Annotated in this window: 18 protein-coding genes; 13 read left to right on the top strand and 5 right to left on the bottom strand. The window is 60.7% G+C overall.

Annotation, left to right across the window (positions count from 1 at the left end; all coding sequences use genetic code 11):
• Positions 1 to 23: 23 nt before the first annotated feature.
• The 5 genes from PY649_RS00310 to PY649_RS00290 are packed head-to-tail and all read left to right on the top strand — an operon-like array spanning position 24 to position 7,311.
• Positions 24 to 1,037, top strand: a complete 1,014-nt coding sequence (locus PY649_RS00310) for an AAA family ATPase (RefSeq protein ID WP_285866083.1) — start codon at positions 24 to 26, stop codon at positions 1,035 to 1,037.
• Between the two features lie 27 nt (positions 1,038 to 1,064).
• The gene (locus PY649_RS00305) at positions 1,065 to 1,985 is read left to right on the top strand and encodes a DUF58 domain-containing protein (RefSeq protein ID WP_285866082.1); all 921 of its coding nucleotides are present in this window, start codon (positions 1,065 to 1,067) and stop codon (positions 1,983 to 1,985) included.
• Entirely contained in the window at positions 1,982 to 4,807 is a 2,826-nt protein-coding gene (locus PY649_RS00300; protein ID WP_285866081.1) for a DUF4159 domain-containing protein, read from the top strand. Before PY649_RS00305 ends, PY649_RS00300 begins: the two co-directional genes overlap by 4 nt.
• 1 nt (position 4,808) lies before the next feature.
• Positions 4,809 to 6,881, top strand: a complete 2,073-nt coding sequence (locus tag PY649_RS00295) for a hypothetical protein (RefSeq protein ID WP_285866080.1) — start codon at positions 4,809 to 4,811, stop codon at positions 6,879 to 6,881.
• A 4-nt stretch (positions 6,882 to 6,885) separates the two neighbouring features.
• A complete protein-coding gene (locus PY649_RS00290; protein ID WP_285866079.1) occupies positions 6,886 to 7,311 on the top strand; it encodes a GNAT family N-acetyltransferase in 426 nt (141 codons plus the stop codon).
• A gap of 35 nt (positions 7,312 to 7,346) precedes the next feature.
• Here PY649_RS00290 and PY649_RS00285 read toward each other — a convergent pair whose 3' ends face one another.
• Positions 7,347 to 9,338 (bottom strand): PhoX family protein, encoded by a 1,992-nt coding sequence (locus PY649_RS00285; RefSeq protein WP_285866078.1) that lies wholly within the window; start codon positions 9,336 to 9,338, stop codon positions 7,347 to 7,349.
• Positions 9,339 to 9,478: 140 nt separating this feature from the next.
• The gene (locus tag PY649_RS00280; protein ID WP_285866077.1) at positions 9,479 to 10,048 is read right to left on the bottom strand and encodes a GNAT family N-acetyltransferase; all 570 of its coding nucleotides are present in this window, start codon (positions 10,046 to 10,048) and stop codon (positions 9,479 to 9,481) included.
• 379 nt (positions 10,049 to 10,427) lie between these two features.
• Between PY649_RS00280 and PY649_RS00275 the strand changes: the two genes are divergently transcribed.
• A complete protein-coding gene (locus tag PY649_RS00275; RefSeq protein WP_285866076.1) occupies positions 10,428 to 11,417 on the top strand; it encodes a glutathione S-transferase family protein in 990 nt (329 codons plus the stop codon).
• 11 nt (positions 11,418 to 11,428) lie between these two features.
• Here the strand turns inward: PY649_RS00275 and PY649_RS00270 are convergent, their stop codons facing one another.
• On the bottom strand, positions 11,429 to 11,920 hold the full coding sequence (locus PY649_RS00270) for an NUDIX domain-containing protein (RefSeq protein WP_285866075.1): 492 nt from the start codon (positions 11,918 to 11,920) through the stop codon (positions 11,429 to 11,431).
• 80 nt (positions 11,921 to 12,000) lie between these two features.
• On the opposite strand from PY649_RS00270, the gene PY649_RS00265 reads away from it, so the two are divergent.
• The 5 genes from PY649_RS00265 to PY649_RS00245 all read left to right on the top strand — a co-directional run bounded on the left by PY649_RS00265 (position 12,001) and on the right by PY649_RS00245 (position 15,557).
• Entirely contained in the window at positions 12,001 to 12,909 is a 909-nt protein-coding gene (locus PY649_RS00265; protein ID WP_285866551.1) for a metallophosphoesterase family protein, read from the top strand.
• 111 nt (positions 12,910 to 13,020) lie between these two features.
• Positions 13,021 to 13,569 carry a hypothetical protein gene (locus PY649_RS00260; RefSeq protein ID WP_432761313.1) on the top strand — a complete coding sequence of 183 codons (549 nt, stop codon included), beginning with the start codon at positions 13,021 to 13,023 and terminating at the stop codon, positions 13,567 to 13,569.
• 211 nt (positions 13,570 to 13,780) lie between these two features.
• Positions 13,781 to 14,296, top strand: coding sequence for an RNA polymerase sigma factor (locus tag PY649_RS00255; protein WP_285866073.1), 516 nt, complete (start codon positions 13,781 to 13,783; stop codon positions 14,294 to 14,296).
• A 21-nt stretch (positions 14,297 to 14,317) separates the two neighbouring features.
• Entirely contained in the window at positions 14,318 to 15,148 is an 831-nt protein-coding gene (locus PY649_RS00250) for an anti-sigma factor family protein (RefSeq protein WP_285866072.1), read from the top strand.
• Between the two features lie 205 nt (positions 15,149 to 15,353).
• Entirely contained in the window at positions 15,354 to 15,557 is a 204-nt protein-coding gene (locus tag PY649_RS00245) for a hypothetical protein (RefSeq protein ID WP_285866071.1), read from the top strand.
• Between the two features lie 47 nt (positions 15,558 to 15,604).
• Here the strand turns inward: PY649_RS00245 and PY649_RS00240 are convergent, their stop codons facing one another.
• Positions 15,605 to 16,009: a hypothetical protein gene (locus tag PY649_RS00240; RefSeq protein WP_285866070.1), complete on the bottom strand. Its 405-nt coding sequence runs from the start codon at positions 16,007 to 16,009 to the stop codon at positions 15,605 to 15,607.
• A gap of 357 nt (positions 16,010 to 16,366) precedes the next feature.
• Here PY649_RS00240 and PY649_RS00235 point away from each other — a divergent pair, with 357 nt between their 5' ends.
• Both PY649_RS00235 and rpe read left to right on the top strand, forming a co-directional pair.
• On the top strand, positions 16,367 to 18,247 hold the full coding sequence (locus tag PY649_RS00235) for an ABC transporter ATP-binding protein (protein ID WP_285866069.1): 1,881 nt from the start codon (positions 16,367 to 16,369) through the stop codon (positions 18,245 to 18,247).
• A 120-nt stretch (positions 18,248 to 18,367) separates the two neighbouring features.
• Positions 18,368 to 19,033 carry a ribulose-phosphate 3-epimerase gene (rpe, locus tag PY649_RS00230; RefSeq protein WP_285866068.1) on the top strand — a complete coding sequence of 222 codons (666 nt, stop codon included), beginning with the start codon at positions 18,368 to 18,370 and terminating at the stop codon, positions 19,031 to 19,033.
• 167 nt (positions 19,034 to 19,200) lie between these two features.
• On the opposite strand, the gene leuA is transcribed toward rpe, so the two are convergent.
• Positions 19,201 to 20,913, bottom strand: coding sequence for a 2-isopropylmalate synthase (gene leuA, locus PY649_RS00225; protein WP_285866067.1), 1,713 nt, complete (start codon positions 20,911 to 20,913; stop codon positions 19,201 to 19,203).
• Positions 20,914 to 21,200: the final 287 nt, after the last annotated feature.

The raw sequence follows: 21,200 nt of genomic DNA, 5'->3' as shown, positions 1-21,200 counted from the left end.
TTTTTTAGCCTCCGGAGATGCAAATGAGCATGATCAAACCGACCGAGACGAGCCTCGACGACCAGGCCATCATCGCATCCGCAGAACAGGCGTTGAGCGATATCGCCTCCATTCGTACCGAGATCTCGAAGGTCATCTTCGGTCAGGAAAGCGTCGTGGAGAACACGCTTCTTGCCGTGCTGGCCGGTGGCCATGCTCTGCTTGTCGGCGTGCCGGGCCTTGCCAAGACCAAGCTGGTGACCACGCTCGGTGCCGTCCTTGGCCTTGCCGCCAACCGCGTGCAGTTTACGCCGGACCTGATGCCGTCGGATATTCTGGGTTCGGAAGTGATGGACCAAGATGAAAGTGGCCGCCGTTCCTTCCGTTTCGTCAAGGGTCCGGTCTTCGCGCAACTGCTGATGGCTGACGAAATCAACCGCGCTTCGCCGCGTACCCAATCGGCGCTGCTCCAGTCGATGCAGGAATATCATGTCACCATCGCCGGCCAGCGCTACGATTTGCCTGCGCCGTTCCACGTTCTGGCAACCCAGAATCCGCTGGAACAGGAAGGCACTTATCCGCTGCCGGAAGCACAGCTCGACCGCTTCCTACTGCAGGTCGACGTCGGTTATCCCGAGCTTGCCGACGAACGCAAGATCCTGCTCGAAACCACGGGCCTCAGCGAAGCGACGCCGCATGCAGTGATCGATGCCGAGCGATTGATGCAAATCCAGAAGCTGATCCGCCAGATGCCGGTCAGCGATGGCGTTGTCGATGCCATCCTGTCGCTGGTGCGTTCCGCCCGCCCGGGCCAAGGCAACGAGGCGACCGACAAGCATGTCTCCTGGGGTCCCGGCCCACGCGCCGGCCAGGCGATGATGCTCTGCGCCCGTGCCCGCGCGCTTTATGAAGGCCGGCTTGCGCCGTCGCTCGACGATGTGCGCGCGCTCGCCGAGCCGGTGCTGGAACATCGCATGGCGCTGACTTTTGCGGCGCGCGCCGAAGGCATGTCGGTGCGGGACGTAATCGCAGGGCTGGTCAAGCGGTCAAGATCGTAACCGGGGATGTCAAGGAGAGTATAGCGCGTGGCATCCATCGGACAGATCGTCAGCCCGACCTCAGGCAATGATGCCCTCTCCCGAGCCCGCAGCCGTGCTGCCCTCGTGCCGGATTGCCTTGTCGAAGCCAAGCGCATCGCCAACACGGTGATTGCCGGTTGGCATGGCCGGCGCAAGCGCGGCATCGGCGAGAATTTCTGGCAGTTCCGTCCCTATACCGAAGGCGAGAGCCTGTCTCGCATCGACTGGCGCCGCTCGGCCCGCGACGACCATACCTATATCCGCGATCACGAGTGGGAAGCGGCTCATACCATCTGGCTCTGGGCCGACATGTCGCCGTCGATGATGTACAAATCGACCTACGGCCATGCCTCGAAGGAAGGCCGCGCGCTGGTGTTGATGCTGGCGCTTGCCGAAATCCTGGCGCGTTCCGGCGAACGTATCGGCTGCCCCGGCGTCATGGAGCCGGTCTCCTCCCGCAATGCCGCCGAGCGGCTGGCGGCGGCTCTGACGCACACGCCGCTCGAAGGCGGCCTGCCGCAAACCGCCATGATCCGTGGGTGGAGCGACATCGTGCTGATCGGCGATTTTCTCGACGATGCCGACAGTGTCATGGGCCGCATCGGGCCGCTTGCCCGCCGGGGATTGCGCGGCCATGTGGTCGAGGTCGCCGACCCGGCCGAGGAAATCTTTCCCTATAGCGGCCGCACCGAATTCACCGATCCGGAAAACGGCTCGAAGCTGGTGGCGGGCCGTGCGGAAAACCTGCGCGAAGATTATCGCCGCGCCTACCTCGCCCGCCGTGAAAATCTTGGCCAGTCGCTGCGCCAACTCGGCTGGACCTTCGTAAGCCACCGTACCGACCGCCTGGCGTCGGAAGCGCTGGTCGCCGTGCATATGTATCTTTCCGGCATGCCGGCCAAAGCAACGTTTGGAGGGCAGCCATGAGCGCACTCCCCTTCGCTTTCGCCTCCCCGGCGATCCTCGGCGCATTGATCCTGCTTCCGGCGATCTGGTGGCTGCTGCGCCTGACACCGCCCCATCCGCGAGCAGAAGTCTTCCCGCCGCTCCGTATCCTGGCAAGGATTCTGAAGCGCGAAGAAACGCCGGCGCGCAGTCCGTGGTGGCTGACGCTGCTGCGCATGGTGCTTGCCACCCTCGTCATCCTCGCCATCGCCAACCCGACGTTCAATCCGCGGACCAATACGCTGTCGACGGCTGGCCCCTTGGTGCTCATCGTCGACAATAGCTGGGCTAGCGCCACCGACTGGGACCGCCGTGTGCAGACGGCCGATGCGCTGATCGACGACGCCGACGCCAAGGGCGTCCCCGTTTCCATCGCCTTCACCGCCGACCAGCGCAACGACACCACCCCGGGGGCCGCCGCTGCCGCCCGTGACAAGCTGCATGCGGCCAACGCAAGGCCACTGGTGCCGGATCGCCAGCGCGCAGTCCAGGCGATCAAGGCCGCGTTGAACGGCACCAAGCCAGGCACAGTCGCCTTCCTCTCCGACGGCGTCGCAAGCAAGAATGACGACGATACTCTCAAACAGCTCTCTGCCCTGGAGCCGAGCGAGTTGCGCCTGATCGAAGGCGACGGCAACGGGGTGTTGGCAATCACCGGCGCCACCAACGCAGCCGACAACATGACGGTCACCGCGAGCCGGCTGAACGGCACCAGCCCGCTCCGGCTTGGGCTCAGCGCGCTCGACAATCAAGGGCGGCCGATCGCGGCTGGTTCGTTGAATTTCGGCGGCGGGCAGACGGTGGCGACCGGCACAATCGCGGCCCCCTTTGAGATGCGCAATGATTTTGCCCGCATCAGCATCGACCGCTACGCAAGCGCGGGCACCGTGCATCTGCTCGATGACGGCTTCAAGCGCCGCCGCGTGGCGTTGCTGTCCGGGCAGGCCGCCGACGAATTCCAGCCGATCCTGTCCCCGCTCTATTACATCCAGCGCGCATTGCAGCCCTATGCCGATCTTGTCCAGCCGAACAGCGCGGATCTGGCAAAGTCGATCCCTCAACTGCTCGCCGGCAACCCTTCCGTCATCATCATGGCCGATGTCGGCCGCCTGCCGCAGGAAAGCTACGCGCCGCTGCAGCGATGGATCCAGAACGGCGGAACGCTGGTGCGCTTCGCAGGGCCGCGCCTTGCCGCCGCGCCCGCCGACGACCCATTGGTGCCGGTGACGCTGCGCCAGGGCGAACGCACCTTCGGCGGCGCGCTCTCTTGGGCCGAGCCACAGCCGCTTTCCGATTTCCCCTCCTTCGGCCCCTTTGCCGGCATGCCGAAGCCCACCAACGTCCTGATCAAGCGACAAGTGCTGGCCGAGCCGACGCCCGATCTTGCCGAACGCACCTGGGCAAGCCTTGCCGACGGAACGCCTTTGGTGACCGAAAAGCAGATGCAGGCGGGCCGCATTGTGCTGTTCCACGTCAGCGCCGAACCCGAATGGTCCGATCTGCCGATCTCGGGCGATTTCGTCGAAATGCTGCGCCGCATCGTGCAGCTTTCGCGTTCCGGCGGAGTCAACTCGACCGAAAACGCGCCGAAGACCAGCGAAGCCCTGCCGCCATTCCGGCTCCTGGACGCCAAAGGCGTGCTGACCAGCGAGACCGGCAATGCCCGTCCGCTCGATCCGAACAGAAAAGGCGCGATCGCTGCCAGCTTCGATAACCCGCCCGGCCTTTACGGCTCGGAGGAAGGCTTTACCGCGCTCAACGTCCTGCCCGACGGCACGGAGCTTAAGCCGCTGGATGCGTCCGGCGCGAGCCTCTCGGTTGCGCGTGAAGGCCTGATCGGCGGCGAGGCTTGGTCGGCCAAACCGATCCTCTTCACCATCGCCTTCCTGGTGCTTCTGGCAGACAGCTTGATCGTACTTTTCCTGAATGGCGCCTTCCCGCGGCTCAAAAGATCGACGAAGACGATGGCGGGCGGTGCGGCGGTGCTGTTGCTTGCCGTCTCGGTTGCTGTCTTCCTGCACCCGGCGAACAGTTGGGCCGATGATTCCAAACCCGGCGACGACACCATTTATTCGCGGCTCGACAAGACCCACCTTGCCTATGTCGTCACCGGTGAATCCGAGGTCGATCATATTTCCGAGCGCGGCCTTGCCGGCCTCTCCGATTTTCTGACCTATCGCACCACGTTGGAGCCGGGGCCACCGGTCGGTCTGGATCTCACCAAGGACGAGCTCGCCTTCTATCCGATCATCTATTGGCCGATCTCCGCCAGCGCGCCGATGCCGTCCAACGATGCCATCAATCGCATCGACGCCTATATGCGCAACGGCGGCACGGTGCTCTTCGATACGCGCGACGCGATCGACACGATGGGCGACAACACCACGCCGAGCCCGAACGGCCAGCGACTGCAGGCGATCCTCGCCAATCTCGACATTCCGGCGCTGGAGCCCGTGCCGTCAGGACACGTGCTGACGAAGTCCTTCTATTTGCTCTCGAGCTTTCCCGGCCGCTACGCCGATAGCCCGCTCTGGATCGAGGCGCGGCAGGATACGCGCGGCGACAGCAATGCTGTCTCCTCTTCGGACGGCGTGACCCCGATCATGATCACCGGCAATGATTTCGCCGGCGCCTGGGCGACCGACGACAATGGCTCGCCGCTGCTGCCGACCGTGCCGCCCGATGAGACGCAGCGCGAATATGCCTACCGCACCGGCGTCAACATCATGATGTACATGCTGACCGGCAACTATAAGTCCGACCAGGTGCATATTCCGGACATCCTGGAACGATTGGGGCAATGAGATGAATATTGGTTTCGCCCCCTTCCTGCCCTGGCCAGTTCTCGCCGCCCTTGCGGTGCTGGCGCTCGGCATCGCCGCGCTCGCGATCTACCGGCGCATGCGCGGCAGTTGGATCCGCGCGCTGGCGGCATTCGCCCTGCTGGCTGCGCTTGCCAACCCCGTGCTGATGCAGGAGGATCGCGACCAGCTTTCCACCATCGTCCCCGTCATCGTCGACCGTAGTCCGAGCCAAGAGACAGCGGAGCGTGCCAAGATGACCGACGATGCGCTGACAGCGCTGAAGGACCGGCTGGCGCAATTCCCGCGCATCGAGCCTCGCATCGTCGAAGTGCGCGAACCCGCCGAATCCGAGTCTCCCTCGACAAGGCTCTTCACCGCGCTCTCCTCGGCGATCGCCGATGTGCCGTCCGGCCGCGTCGGCGGCGCGATCTTCCTGACAGACGGCCAGATCCACGATATTCCCGGCGTCAATCAGGCACTCGGCTTCGACGCGCCGATCCATGGTCTGATCACAGGCAAGCCGGACGAGTTCGATCGGCGCATCGAGGTGGTGCGGGCGCCTCGTTTCGGCATCGTGAACGACGAACAACAGCTCGTGCTGCGCGTGGTCGACGACGGCAAAAGCCCCGGCGGCACCGCAGCAGTGACCGTGCGGATGAACGGCGATGAAATCGCCACGCTGCAGGCGACACCCGGCCAGGATACGCCCTTCAGCTTCAAGGTGCCACGCGCCGGCAACAACGTCCTCGAGTTCGCCGTCGCCGAAGTGCCGGGCGAAGTGACTCCCGTCAATAATCGCACTGTTCAACTGATCGAGGGCATTCGTCAAAACATGCGCGTGCTGCTGGTTTCCGGCGAACCGCATGCTGGCGAGCGCGCCTGGCGCAATCTCCTCAAATCCGACCCTTCCGTCGACCTCGTCCATTTCACCATTCTGCGTCCGCCGGATAAGCAGGATGGTACGCCGATCAACGAGTTGTCGCTGATTGCTTTCCCGACACGCGAACTCTTTGTCGACAAGATCAATTCTTTCGACCTGATCATCTTCGACCGTTATCAGGACCGTCCCAACGTTCTGCCGGCGATCTATTATGATTACATGGCCCAATATGTCGAAAACGGTGGCGCATTGCTGGTGGCTGCAGGTCCCGAGCATGCGGGCGGCAACTCGATCGCGCTGACGCCGCTTTCCTCGGTGCTGCCGGCCGAGCCGACCGGCCAGATGATCGAGAAGCCCTTCTATCCGCGCCTGTCGGAACAGGGCCGCAAGCATCCCGTCACGCGCGGTCTTGACGGATCGGACTCCGAGCCGCCGCATTGGGGCCGCTGGTTCCGCAGCGTCGATGTCGAGAAGCCGCAAGGCCAGACCGTGATGGTCGGCGCCGACAATCATCCGCTGCTGGTGCTCAATCGCGTCGGCCAGGGCCGCGTCGCCATGCTGCTCTCCGACGAAGGCTGGCTCTGGGCGCGCGGTTTTGAAGGCGGCGGGCCGCATGTCTCGCTCTATCGCCGCATTGCCCATTGGCTGCTGAAGGAGCCGGCTCTGGAGGAAGAGGCACTGACGGCGCGCGCCTCCGGTCGTGCGCTGGAAGTCACTCGCCAGACGATCGGCGACGATCCCGGCCCCGCCACCATCAAAGCGCCTTCCGGCAAGACACAGACTCTGCAGTTGAAACAGACGCAACCGGGTCTCTATCAGGCTGAGAAGCATATGGACGAGATCGGTCTCTACCAGATTACCAACGGCAATCTCTCGACGCTGGTGCATGTCGGCGCCATCGACGCGCCGGAATTCAAGGCGATGATCTCGACCACCGACACGCTGAATCCCCTGGCGGAAAAGACCAAGGGGCTTGTCACCCGCGTCGCCGGTACCGCCGGCGGCGTCACGGTCCCGCCGATTCTCCCTGTGCGGGGCGCCGTGCGCATTGCCGACGATCAGCGTCTTACCATCCGCATGACCGACGAAACCGTCTTGAAGGGCATCAACACACTGCCACTCTTTGCGGGCTTCGCCGGTCTTTCCGCCCTCCTCTTCGCCTTCTCCGCCATGTGGTGGCGCGAAGGCCGGTGATTTCATGCCCCTGTTTGATGTGACGGACGCTCCCTCCGAAGGTGACCTTGCTGCGATCGGCGAAGGCCTCACCGCTTTCAACGCCGCCGATATCGGCCCCTCCGGGCGCCGCCCGCTCGCTGTGCTGATTCGCGACGAAAGCGGCAAGGCGATCGGCGGCATCTCCGGCTACACCGGCTGGGGCTGGCTGTTTACCCAATGGCTGTTCGTGCCTGAGACGCTGCGCGGCCAGGGCACGGCAGGCAAGCTTCTGGAAGCAGCCGAGACGGAAGCCATCGCCCGCGGCTGCCACGGCGCCTGGATCGACACTTTCAATCCGCAGGCGCTGCGCGCCTATCAACGGCAAGGCTACGCCATCTTCGGCGAGCTACCGGAATTTCCGATCGGCCGCAGCCGCTTTTTTCTGCAGAAAAAACTATCGTCCCGTTGAAGCAAACAGGGCGATAGCCTGCTGATTACAAAGCTTTAGACAGCAATCTTGCCGCCGCCGATTCTGGTGATAACCACCACCGCCGGGCGGACAGGCATGTCCGGCTTGAAGTCCGGCCAACGCGTGGACAGGTCCTCATAATAGGACGTACGACCATGACCGGCCCAATCGTCGCCGCCATCGCCAGGGTGCTGGACGGCGACGAAGGCCGTCTGATCATCGGGAAGGAATAGCGGGCCGCAAAGCTCGGCGCCGACGGGCACGCGATAGAACAGTTTCGACGTCGTCCGCGCATCGCCTTCCGTATCGACAGCCCAGAGGCCATCGGTGCGCCCGGTCGCCTTGTTGTTGTTGCCGTCAGTCGCCACCCAAAGGCGGCCGGCGGCATCGACCGAACAGTTGTCCGGCATGCCGAACCAGCCGTTCTTCGTCGTGTCGGTCGAGAAGGAGGCGCCGACGTCGGCAACGGAAGGATCGCCGCATTTCAGCAGCACTTCCCACTTGCCCGAGGTCGCGGAAAACGCTCCGTCATCCTCGCTGATCTCGATGATATGACCGAAAGCATTGTCGGCGCGCGGATTGGCGGCATCGAGCTGTTCCGGCTTGCGCTTCGTGTTGTTGGTCAGCATGACATAGACCTTGCCGTTGACGGCATTGGGCTCGATGTCTTCCGGTCGGTCCATCTTGGTCGCGCCGAGCAGGTCGGCGGCACGACGCGTTTCGATCAGCACGTCGGCCTGGCTGGCGAAGCCGTTTTCCGCAGTTAGGGGGCCTTGGCCGAAGGTCAGCGGCAGCCACTGCAGCGTGCCGTCCTCGGAGAACTTCGCCACATATAGCGTGCCATTGTCGAGCAGGTCGAGATTGGCGGCGCGGTCGGCAGCGTTATACTTGCCGGCGGTCACGAACTTGTAGACGTAGTCGAAGCGTTCGTCGTCGCCGAGATAGAGGACCACGCGGCCATCCTTGGAGACGATGTTGGCCGCACCCTCGTGCTTGACGCGACCGAGGGCCGTGCGCTTCTTCGGGACCGACTGCGGGTCGAAGGCGTCGACTTCAACGATCCAGCCATAGCGGTTCGGCTCATTCGGTTCCTTGGACAGATCGAAACGATCATAGTAGCTCGCCCACTCGTAGCCGCCTTCCGGTACGCCGTAACGCTTGTAGTTGGCGGTTTCCTTATGACCTTCCGGCAGCTTGCCGGAGAAATAGCCGTGAAAGTTTTCCTCGGCCATGATGTAGGTGCCCCAAGGCGTGACCCCGCCGGCGCAATTGTTCAGCGTGCCGATGACCTTGGTGCCGGTCGCATCCGCAGATGTCTTCAGCCGGTCGTCGCCGGCGGCCGGCCCGGTTAGTTCCATCTCGGTGATCGCGGTGATGCGCCGGTTATATTGGCCGTCCGGCACGATCTGCCATTTGCCGTCAACCTTGCGGATCTCGACGATGGTGCCGCCGTGCGCCGCCATTTCGATGTCGACCTGCGCCTGGCTCAGCCGCGCTTGCTTGATCTTACCGTCGGCAATCGTCACGAGGCCCGGAAACATGAGATGCGGATTGGTATATTCGTGATTGACCACCAGCAGCCCATGCTCGGAGGAGCCGTTCAGCGGGATGTAACCGACATAGTCGTTGTTGTAGCCGAACTGGCGGCGCTGTGCCTCGGCCGTCTGGTTCTTGGGATCGAAGGCAGGCGAATCCGTAAAGATGCCGTCGCCCCAGCGCAGCAGCACGCTGGCGTCATAGCCTTCGGCCACGTGATGATCGGCATCGACGCCGGCTTCAACCTCCTTGAATGCGAAAGCGGAGCCGCCGGCCGCACGAGCCTTTTCCGCGCTCACCAAAGCGAGCGGCCCCACCGTCGCGGCGATTGCGGAAACGGCGAGCGATCCCTGCAGGAATCCGCGGCGCGAAAAGCGACGTCCGATGATTTCCCCCATCGTCGGATTGTCAGTGCGATTGTGGCCTTCGCCGTCGGCCTCTTCCAGCTGGCTGGTCGGGAATATGTCTTTCTGTGTGAGATGTCCGGTCATTGCATTACCCCCAAGTTTAGCAAGAGTCCTAAATTAGGACCGAGGAAACTCTAGGTTGGCCGTATGACAGACACATGAAAAATGCCCGCGCTGATAGCGCGCCGGCAGTAAGCTACCCGCACTTGTGGAAATCGCCGTGGCTAGACCGCGATTGCCGTCAGCGGCATATCCTCATCGTCATCCTCCGCGTCGAAGACAACAAGGGTAGCCGCATCACGCCAAGCGATCGTACCCTTCAGCCGTGCATGGGTATCGGCGGCGATCGGCACGACGAGAACCCTGTTAGGATCGACCGGCCCCGGAAACGTCAGCGCATTGTAAGCGACCTTCTCGAAGCCGAGCGGGCCGTAATACGGCGGATCGCCCACCAGAATCACGGCCTCCGACCCCTTGCGCCTGGCGGCCTCGACTGCAATCCGCACAAGCTGGCGGCCGATTCCCTGGTTCTTGTGCGACGGCCGAACGGCGAGCGGTCCCAGCAGATGCCCTTTGACCGAACCGGCCAGCACCGGCGTCATGCGGACGGAGGCGATCGTCTCGCCATTGTCGGTGCAGATGAAGGAGAGCGAGCGGTCATGCGGCCCTTGCTCGCGAATCCGCGCTGCGGCACGGGTAAACCGGCCGGGACCAAATGCTTCTTCGTTGATGAGTTCGATGACAGCATCATGCGACGCGTCCTCAGTGAGGTAGACCAGATCGTGCTTGTACATTAGACCAAGGAAACCAGATAGACAGACGGGATGGTTCTCGAAAACGCTTGTCGAGCGTTCGGGATCATCGGCGTCGTCGCAGGCTTCTGGTTGCTTTCATGACAAGTGGTCCTCAAAGTGTGACAAGCCCGATAGCAGGAAATATTCCGCCCGTCCAATGTAAAATGCGAGCGGCGCTTTGTTGACGCATGATCATGTCGGGATGATGTCGTTTGCCCAACCATGATCTCATCCGAAAACCGCTTCGCGCTTTTCGCCAGGCGGTCATTCGGTTCAAGGATCTGGGACACACTGTCCATCGTTTGACGTATCGAAATTCGACAGACATATCGTATTTTCAAGTCAAAGTTTATCGATGGGATTTCCGAAAGGATAGGCAATGGGTATGTTGGTTGACGGCGTCTGGCATGACATTTGGTATGACACCAAGGAAACCAAGGGCCATTTCAAGCGCGCGGCTTCGCAGTTTCGCAACTGGATCACCGCGGACGGCGCTCCCGGCCCGAGCGGTACGGGCGGTTTCAAGGCCGAGGCAGACCGTTATCATCTTTATGTCTCGCTGGCTTGCCCCTGGGCGCACCGCACCTTGATCTTCCGCAAGCTGAAGAAGCTTGAGAACCTGATCTCCGTTTCCATCGTCGATCCGCTGATGCTGGAAAATGGCTGGGAGTTCAAAGGCAAGGATAGGGGCACCGTCGACCATCTCTTCGGCGCAAAGGCGCTGTGGGAAGTCTACGTCAAGGCAGATCCGCATTATTCCGGCCGCGTCACCGTTCCTGTCCTTTGGGATAAGCAGACCGGCACTGTCGTCAACAACGAATCCGCCGAAATCATCCGCATGTTCAACAGCGCCTTTGATGGCCTCACGGGCTCGAAGTGCGATTTTTATCCCATGGACTTGCGTGGCGAAATCGATACTCTGAACGAGGTCGTCTACGATACGGTCAACAACGGCGTCTACAAATCCGGCTTCGCCACCACGCAGGAAGCCTACGAGCAAAATGTCCGCCGCGTGTTCGAAACCCTCGACACACTCGACAGTCGCCTGGAAAGAAGCCGCTACCTCTTTGGCGACCGGCTGACCGAGGCTGACTGGCGGCTATTCACTACCCTCGTCCGCTTCGACGCGGTCTATGTCGGCCATTTCAAATGCAACATCCGTCGCATCGAGGATTATCGCAACCTAGCCGGATATCTGCGGGATCTTTATCAAGTCTCGGGCATCGCCGAGACGACCAACCTCACGCATGTCAAGGCCCACTATTATCGCAGCCATAAGACGATCAACCCCACCGGCATCGTCCCCGTCGGTCCCGACCTCGATTTCGATCGACCGCATGCGCGGCAGCGACTGGCAAAGGCAGCTTGAGGCGACAAGCTCTACCAGTAATTCGAGGGCGGCGCGTCGCCCTCCAACTCCTTCAGCCGCCGATAGGTCGCGTGGGTCGTTCCGGGCGGCAAGGCATCGGTCGGAAAGAAACCACTTTCGACGATCTCGATATCTGGTCGGCGCGGTGCAGTCTGCTCGACCGCAACACGGTAGAAGACGACGTGATCGCGCTTGCTGATCCGATTGTTGAAATAAACATGGAAGAGCTGCGGCCGGCCCGATATCACCAGATTGCCCTCCTCCCGCAATTCCTTCGTAAGTGCCTGCTCCACCGTCTCATGGCGCTCGACGCCGCCACCCGGCATATGCCAGCCGGCGATATAGGAATGCCGCACCAGGAAAATCCGCCCCTGACTGTCGAAACAGGCCGCGCGCACACCCATGGTCATGCTGCGGGTGAGCACAAAATAGCTGTGTAGCATTCGGCCAAACAGTTTGGCCCGCCAACCGCGGCTTTCGTCGGAAGCAGTGCTGTCGTTCATGCCGCGGCTCCGCCGTTGCGATCAGCCATCGAAAAACCGATGTATTTGTTTTGACAATAGTTTGAGCTATGTCTCATCTCATGTTCAAGCTCGCGCATATTTCCGACGTTCACCTGGGCCCCCTGCCACGGCTTTCGATCAGAGAATTGGCCTCCAAACGCATTACCGGATTTGTGAACTGGCACCGGAACCGGCGCAAGCATCTTTTTGGCGGCACGCTCGACCTTCTGCTCGAAGATATCAAATCAAAACAGGCCGACCATCTTGCCGTGACCGGCGACCTCGTCAATCTCGCCAGCGGCATCGAGATCCGCACCGCCGCAGAATGGCTGAGGACGCTCGGCGATCCTGCCTTCACCTCCGTCGTACCCGGCAATCACGACGCTTATGTGCCCGGCTCCTACGAAAAGGCCATGCGCGCCTGGTATCCCTATGTCCAGGGCGACCATGCGCCGGCGGAGTGGGAGGAGGACCGGCGCATTTTCCCCTATTTGCGCATTCGCGACAAAGTCGCGCTGATCGGCTGCTCCACGGCGGTGGCGACGCCGCCCTTCGCGGCCAGCGGCTTCTACTCGGCAAGGCAGGCGCGCGAGACCGTGAATATGTTGCGTGCCGCTGGCGAGGCCGGCCTCTTCCGCGTGGTCATGATCCACCACCCGCCAATCCGGGGCGCCACCAGCTTCTATAAGCGCATGATCGGTATCCGCCGCTTCGCTGCCGTCATCTCGACTGGCGGTGCCGAACTGGTCCTGCACGGCCATACTCATCTCAATACACTGCATTGGCTGCGGGGGCAGACCGGTCCGGTGCCGGTCGTGGGCATTGCGTCGGCCTCGCAGGGTCCTGGCGGGCTGAAACCGCCTGCCGCCTACAATCTCTTTACCATCGCGGGGCGTCCCGGCGCTTGGGAACTCAACGCCGAGCGCTTCAGCCTCAATGCACGGGGCGACGACATACAGGATCAAAGCGTCGATATCCTGGCGTTATAATCTGTGGCATTTTGTGAATGCCTTCCCGTCGTTTCGGTAGCGTTTTCGAATATCCGGAGCTACAATTCCTCCACGTGATTTCTGGAGGACATCATGGGTTTTGACGCAGCGATGAAGCGTTCTGCCGTGACGGCGCTTGCCGTCGGATTTCTGTTTGGCGCCAGCCTGCCGGCCTTCGCCGCCGGCTCCGAGAGCGACGAGACAGCCCCGCCGCCGAAGACCAAAACCACAACCAAATGCACGGACGGCAAGGTCTGGGACAAGGACAAGAAAGAATGCGTGAAACCGCAGAAAAGTGGTTTCAACGACGATCAGCTTTTCCAGGCGGCGCGCGAGTTCGCCTATGCCGGCCAATATGACAACGCCATCACCGTCCTGAAGCTCGCCAAGAACCAGGATGATCCCCGCATTCTCAACTATCTCGGTTATTCCAACCGCAAGGCCGGACGCATGCGGCTCGGCATGACCTATTATCGCGAGGCCCTGCAGCGCGACGAGAACTACATCCTCGCACGCTCCTATATGGGCCAAGCGCTGCTTGAACAGGGCGATATCCAGGCGGCGCGCGTGCAGCTTGTCGAAATCCGCGACCGCGGCGGCGAAAACACCTGGGCCTATCGCTCGCTGCTGCAATCGCTGAATGGTCAAATCAGGTATTGAAGGAGGCGCCGACACCCCATTCCTCAAGATCGTGTGAGAAGTGGAGACGATGCGCACCACCGATTTTTGAAGGCTTGCGAAACGACACCAAAATGGTTCATACCAACACAGGACAATCCTTCGGCGCAGTTAGCTTTTTGCGAGAAAAAAGCCATCTTTTGCCGGAAGATGCCTGCAGATCGACAACCCCCAACGTCTCCTTGGAAAGACAATGCCCACGCCGGTAGCAGCCATCGACATCAGACGCGATCTGGTCGGCCTTCTTCCGAAGCTCCGGCGTTTCGCTGTAACGCTGACCGGCGATCTGGCTGAGGCGGACGAGCTCGTGCAGAGCGTCTGCCAGCGCGGCATTGCGAAATTTCACCTCTGGAACAATGACGGCCGGCTGGAAAGCTGGCTCTACACTATGGCCCGCCATCAATGGATCGATGAGGCCCGGCGCCACCGGCTGCGGCCCGTCACCAAGGGCAGCGCGCTCGAACAAGGCGAACCGGCAACACCGGGCGCGCATACGAATCCGGTCGAAGCAAACGAAGCGCACCAAATGGTCACATCTTTGCCCGAAGGACTTGCCAGTGTCTTCCTGCTCGTCGATGTCGAAGGGCACAGTTACAAGCAGACGGCCGATATTCTTGGCATCCCCTTGTCGACGGTGACGTCGCGGCTTTCCAGCGCTCGCCTTCGCCTTGCCACTCAAGGTCACAGCCGCTCGCCGCGAAGGTTTTAAGCATTGCAGGATATGAAGAAAATGCCGCTTGAAGCTCGTTTGTCCGCCTTTATGGACGGCGAGACAAGTCGCGAGGAGAAAGAGGAGCTGGAGCGGCTTATCGCCTCCGATCCGGAAGCCCGCCGGATTTTCAATGAGCTGAAGCACGGCTCCGATGTTGGCCGCAAGGCTTTCGACGAGGTGCTGAAGGAGCCGGTGCCACTGGCGCTGGTGCGCTCCATCAAAAGCGCGCAGGCGCCCAAGGCGCGCGAACCTGCCCCGCGCCTTTCACCGCCATCCCTTAAGCTTGCCCCGACCGGCCGCCAGGCACTTGCCGCCGCTCTTATCCTGTTCGTTGTCGGCGGTGGCATAGGCTATCTCTTCGGCATCCAGCCATCAAGCACACCGGTTGCCGCCCCCGCCTCACCGACTGTCGCGCCGGCGCCGAACCGCACATGGCTGGACGACATCGCCGCCTATCACCGCATCTATTCGCATCAACCGCACCATATCGTCGAAGTGCAGGCGACCGAGATTGACGAAATCAACAAATGGCTGACAGGCACTGTCGGCGTAAAATTCAATCTGCCGGATCTCGCCGCCGACGGTTTGGTCTTCCAAGGCGCGCGCATGTTCATCGCCGACAGCAAGCCGACCGGCCAGTTGATCTACAAGGACCTCGACGGCGATGTCATCGCCATCTGCTTCATGAAGGATGAAAGCGTCGCCGCCGACGGCAATTTTGACGAGACCATCAAGGACGACGTCAGCGTCGTATCCTGGCACCGCAACGGCACCGCCTATGCCGTCGTCGGCCCTTCTTCCGATGCGATGCTGGATGAGATCGCCAATCGGGTATCGACAGAAATTTGAGTTTGGCCGTTCGTTCATTTGAACATGCAAAGGTCGCTCTAGCCTTTTGAATCCAGAGCATCTTGTCCCGTTTCAGGTGATTCCACCTGAAAGCCGGATCTGGTCAAAGTCCCTGCTTGCGACTTCCGTTGAGCCGGGGATACTATTATCTCCAAATCGTACCCTGAGGCATCTTCCGACGGGACGCATTCCCTGGAGATCGACCATGTCCGACATTCTGCTGACCATCCCGGAGATTGACCAGCGCATCGCGGCAATAAGAGAAAATCTTCGCGAGTTGATCGAGCAAGCCGCCGCTTATTCGGGCGCGGCGGACGAGGAGCTGGCGTCTGAGCGCATCGCCGAACAGGAAGAGGAACTCGAACGTCTGTTGAAGCGGCGCGAGGAGCTTTCCCAGCAGAAATCGTGACCACAAGGACGGCGGTTGCTGATGCCCCGTCGTCCCTTGTCGCTGGATCAGCGAGAGGGCGCCGGCGAAACCGTCGTCGCGGCTTGCTCACTTGAAAAGATGATAAAGGCAAACAACAGAACGCCGATGAAGATCACGATCGACGCTGCTGCAACGATCGGCTCCATTGCCATATTGCCGAGAAGCATGAGATATAATGCCGGCACCAAAACTGCGACGCCGGCCGTGTAGATGTAATATTGAATCATCGCCAGCCGCCTTTGCGCCTTTTGCGGGTTCAGCGCATGGTAACCGCCAAAGAGCGCCATAGTTACCCAGCCGAGAAGATTGGCATGCGCATGGGCGCCGATGACACTGTGATCCTCGGTGATTGCCATTTTCAGGCCTATTCCAATTCCGATGATCAGAAAGATGATTGCTGTCTTGAAATACAGATTGGCAAGGCGTGGCATGATTCCCCCCATATTTTTGGCGATGATTTTTCAGAATATCATGCCGATCAGCCACTTTGGAATTCAGCTTAATGGTCAGTACTGAGGGATTGGCTTCCCAACTTTTGCCCCTGCCCCAAAACAGATCGCATGACCGAGGCTGACCATCACGCACACCGCCTTCGTCTTTAAAGATTGTCGGCCATTTCTGATGACATTAGTGCCATCATACGCTATAGAACCGGCCAAGCGACTTTAGAGGAGAGCGTTTGATGAGAGCTCACGGCACAGGAAACCACCGCTGAAAAGCAGTGCCGTGACGGGCTGCTTTATCGGCCCATCCATCAAATTGATATCTCTCGCCCCTGGAGGGCACTCATGTTTCGTCGCTTTGAAAAGCTCGTCGATCCATTCCAACATTATGACGATCTGAGCCCGCCGCCGGATACTTGGCGGTATCTCAAAAGCAACCTGCATCCGTTCCGCTTCGTCATGGCAATGAGCCTTGCACTGACCGTCGTCGGCGCTGCTATCGAAATCTGGCTCATCGGCTACACGAGCCAGCTCGTCGACATTCTAGCAGCCACGCGGCCAGACCAACTTTGGGCATCTCACGGCGCCGAATTGCTGGCCGCAGCAGCCCTTGTGCTGATAGGGCGGCCGCTTGCCGGCTATCTCAGGGAAAGCCTCGACGACATCGCGTTTCGACCGAACGCCGAGACACTGTTCCGCTGGCGGGCCCATCGCCATGTCCTGCGGCAATCCGTGGGCTGGTTCCGCCAGGACTTCTCCGGGCGTATCGCCAGCCAGGTGCGCGACATCGGCAATTCCGCGACCGGGGCGGCCTATGCAGTGCTGCACACTCTATCCTTCGTCACCATCTATGTCGCCGGTTCACTCTGGCTCATGGCATCGATTGATCTGCGTCTCATCTGGCCGCTGCTCGTCTGGGTCTGCTGCTATCTGGGTCTGATGGCGTTTGTCATCCCTCGGCTTCGCCGGGCATCCGAAGAATTTCAGGGCGCCTATGCCTCGCTGACGGGCATGCTGGTCGACACCTATGCCAATATCGACATCATCAAGCTCTTTGCCAATGCGGCAGAAGAAGACCGCGAAGGGCGGGAGCGCTTCGCGGCTGCCCGCAGGACATTCGTACGCGTGCAGAAGCTCGAAGTCATGGTCAATTCCAGCATGCTGTTCCTGGGCAGTTTTCTGATCGTAGGCCTGGTCGGCTATGCCGTGATACTCTGGCAAGCCGGCGGCGCGCCGCTCGGTCTGATCGCCGCCTCGCTCGCCCTGAGCTTCCGCATCACCGGCATGGCCGAATGGATGCTCGACGCCGTATCGTCGCTGTTCGGCCATCTCGGTGCGCTGCGGCAATCGCTGCTGACCGTGGCACAGTCACTCGCCCTTACGGACGAACCTGACGCCCGCCAGCTCGTCGTCAGTAGCGGCGCCATCACCTTCAAGTCCGTGGTGCATCATTACGGCAAGGGTAACGGCGGTTTGGGCGGCGTTTCGCTGCAGATTGCAGCGGGCGAAAAAGTTGGCCTTGTCGGCCGTTCCGGCACCGGCAAGTCGACGCTTGTCAATCTGCTGCTGCGATTCTTCGATCCGGAAGCGGGCTCCATCGAAATCGACGGACAGGATATCCGCAGGATCGCCCAGGAGAGCCTGCGACGGCAGATCGGCATGGTAACCCAGGATGCCGCCCTGCTCCATCGCTCGGTTCGCGACAACATCTCCCATGGCAACTCACGCCTTTCCGAAGGCGCGATCGCGGCGGCGGCGGACAAGGCGGCCGCAAGCGGATTTATCGCCACTCTCCGGGATCACGAAGGTCGCATCGGCTACGACGCCCATGTCGGCGAACGTGGGGTCCAGCTATCAGGCGGACAAAGGCAACGCATCGCGCTTGCCCGCGCTATCCTGAAGGATGCACCGATCCTCGTGCTTGACGAGGCTACGTCGGCGCTCGACTCGGAGGTCGAGGCCGCTATCCAGGATACGCTCTATGGTGTCATGGAGGGCAAAACGGTCATCGCGATCGCCCATCGCCTGTCGACCATCGCACACATGGATCGCATCGTCGTTCTTGACGAAGGACGGATCGTCGAGGACGGCACGCACGTCGAGTTGCTTGCGCAAAACGGCATCTATGCCGCTTTATGGGCACGCCAATCCGGCGGCTTCATCGGCGGCGACGATCCGGCATCTGGTGAATTAGAACAATCCCAAGAAAAGGTGCGGAAACGCTAGCAGATGCCGCCGCAAGGTGGCGATATTCATGGCAACTTTGCACCAGTACCCGTCGTTGCAGTTTTTCACGGAGCCCCTATGGTAACCACACCGCCCAATTTCTAAGCCATGGAATGCCTTATGAAAATCCCTGCCCGTATCGCTCCCTCGATACTCGCCTGTAACCTAGCCAGACTTTCTGAAGAATGCCACGCCGCCATAGACGCGGGAGGCGATTTCATTCACTTCGATGTCATGGACAACGCCTTTGTACCCAATCTGACGTTCGGCGCGCCCGTGCTGAAATCTCTGAGAGACGATGGTTTCTCAGGGTTCGTGGATGTGCATCTGATGACAACCGACGTAGATCGTCTGGTTGGAGACTGTGTAGCAGCTGGCGCGAACAGCATTACTATCCATTTCGAGGCAACGCACCATGTCCAAAGGGCACTTACTAAGATACGGGCGTCGGGATGCGAAGTTGGTCTGGCGGTCAACATTGCCACGCCACTGGACGCCATCGAATTCGTGTTGGATGACATCGACATGCTGCTTGTCATGACGATAAACCCTGGCTTCGGAGGGCAGTCGCTCATCCCCGCCGCTTTGCCAAAGATCGAGAGAGCGAAGCGGCTAATCGATAACCGAGGCCTCGATGTCCGCATCCAGGTTGATGGCGGTGTCAAGGTTTCAAACATTCGCGCAATTGCAGATGCGGGGGCTGATACGTTCGTTGTGGGCAGCGATTTTTTCTCCGCCCAGAGCTATAAAGAAAGGTGCGGTGAGTTCCGCGCGGAGCTCGCTTAATGCTAAAACATTAGGTCTGCGTTGGGCCGACGGCCGCCATTGGGGCACTACTACATACTACGCAGCGATTCAGCGTTTCCGCGGAAAGTTGAACCGCTCCAAAAACGAAAAATCCCCTCGATCGCATCGAAGGGATTTTGTCTTCGCGGGACCGTAACGGCTGAAATTCAGCCCTTCTTCGCCTGGATATCGAGCACGCGGTTCGCCGCCGAGACGATCGCTTCGAGAGAGGCGGCAACGATGTTGGTGTTGATCCCGGCACCGAAAAGCTTGCCGCCGGGATAGGAGGTCTCGACATAGGAGATTGCCGAGGCGTTGGAGCCATGCTGCAGCGAATGCTCGGAATAATCTTCGACCGACATCGGAATGCCGAGATAGATCGAGAGCGCATTGATGAAGCCGTCGATCGGGCCGTTGCCACGCCCTTCGATACGCTTCACCTCGCCATTATCGGTGATCTCTGCGGCCACGACCCGTTGCCCCTTATACTGGGGATCGGCAAAGGTGTGGTGGTCGACAAAGCGGATGCGAGCGCCGGTCTGGGTCACGTAACGCTCGATGAAATGCTCGTAGATCCGCCGCGACGGCAGTTCCTTGCCTTCTTCATCGGTGATGCGCTGGATCTCCTCGCGATACTCCACCTGGAGATTGCGCGGCAGGTTGAGCCCGTAATCCTGCTGCATGATATAGGCGATCCCGCCCTTGCCCGACTGCGAGTTGATGCGGATGATCGCCTCGTAGGTGCGGCCGACATCCTGCGGATCGATCGGCAGATACGGCACTTCCCAGACCGGATGATTGGCGACCTTCGCCGCTTTCATGCCCTTGTTGATCGCATCTTGATGCGAGCCGGAGAAGGCTGTGTAGACCAGTTCGCCGACGTAAGGATGGCGTTCGCCGATCGCCATCTGGTTGGAATATTCGAAGACTTCCTTCATCCGCTCGATGTTCGAGCAATCGAGCTCGGGATCGATGCCTTGGGTGAACATGTTCAGCGCCATGGTGACGACATCGACATTGCCGGTGCGCTCGCCGTTGCCGAACAACGTGCCTTCGACGCGGTCGGCGCCGGCCATCAGGGCCAGTTCGGCAGCGGCGATACCGGTGCCACGGTCATTGTGCGGATGCAATGAGATGATCAGGTTTTCCCTGTTGTCGAGGTTCCGGCACATCCATTCGATCTGGTCGGCATAAATGTTCGGCGTCGCCATTTCGACTGTCGACGGCAGGTTGATGATCAACTTGTTGTCCGGCGTCGGCTTCACCACTTCGATAACGGCGTTGCAGATTTCCAGCGCCACGTCCAGCTCGGTGCCGGTAAAGCTCTCCGGCGAATATTCGAAGCGATAGCCGCCGCCCGCCTTGGCCGCCATGTCGGTGATCATCTTGGCCGCGTCGACGGCGATCTCCTTGATGCCCTGCACATCCTTGGCGAACACCACGCGGCGCTGCAATTCACTGGTGGAATTGTAGAAATGCACGATCGGCTTGTTGGCGCCATCGAGTGCCTCGAAGGTGCGGGTGATCAGCTCCGGCCGGCACTGTACCAGCACCTGCAGCGACACATCGGCCGGCACATTGCCATGCTCGATACACCACCGGGCAAAATCGAAATCGGTCTGCGACGCGGAGGGGAAGCCGATCTCGATTTCCTTGAAACCCATGTCCAGCAACAGTTGGAACATACGCTCCTTGCGGTCGTGGCCCATCGGATCGACCAGAGCCTGATTGCCGTCACGCAAGTCGACGGAGCACCAGATCGGCGCCTTGGTGATGGTCTTCGAAGGCCAGGTTCGGTCGGGGATGTTGATCTGTGGGTAAGCCCGGTATTTCACCGAAGCTTCGGGCATGCCTTTGGGGGAATGGCTGTTCGCGTCCATGTTTCGTCTCTTCCTTTCCCGTCATTTGTCCCGCGTCTTAACCGATCGTGCGCGGCTTGGCGATGACAAATACGGACCCGCTAGGGGTATCCTGTCGATTTTGGGGATATGTCGCGAGGAGCGATGGCCGGGCGGGCTCTACGGCCGCCGAGCGCTCCTCAAAGGACCCGGCAACCGCGCGTAAGGCCGAGAAGAAGAAGCGAAGTAAGGGCGCGCGTATTGTCACGCAGGGCAACGCGCCCACGTGCAATCTGTTCGGAAATCTTTGCGCCAGTCGCCTTCATAGT

The organism is Rhizobium mayense (assembly GCF_030272705.1).
GTDB classification, from domain to species: Bacteria; Pseudomonadota; Alphaproteobacteria; order Rhizobiales; family Rhizobiaceae; genus Rhizobium; species Rhizobium mayense.
Note: the sequence above shows the minus strand (reverse complement) of the source record. Positions and strands in the feature narration are given on the sequence as shown.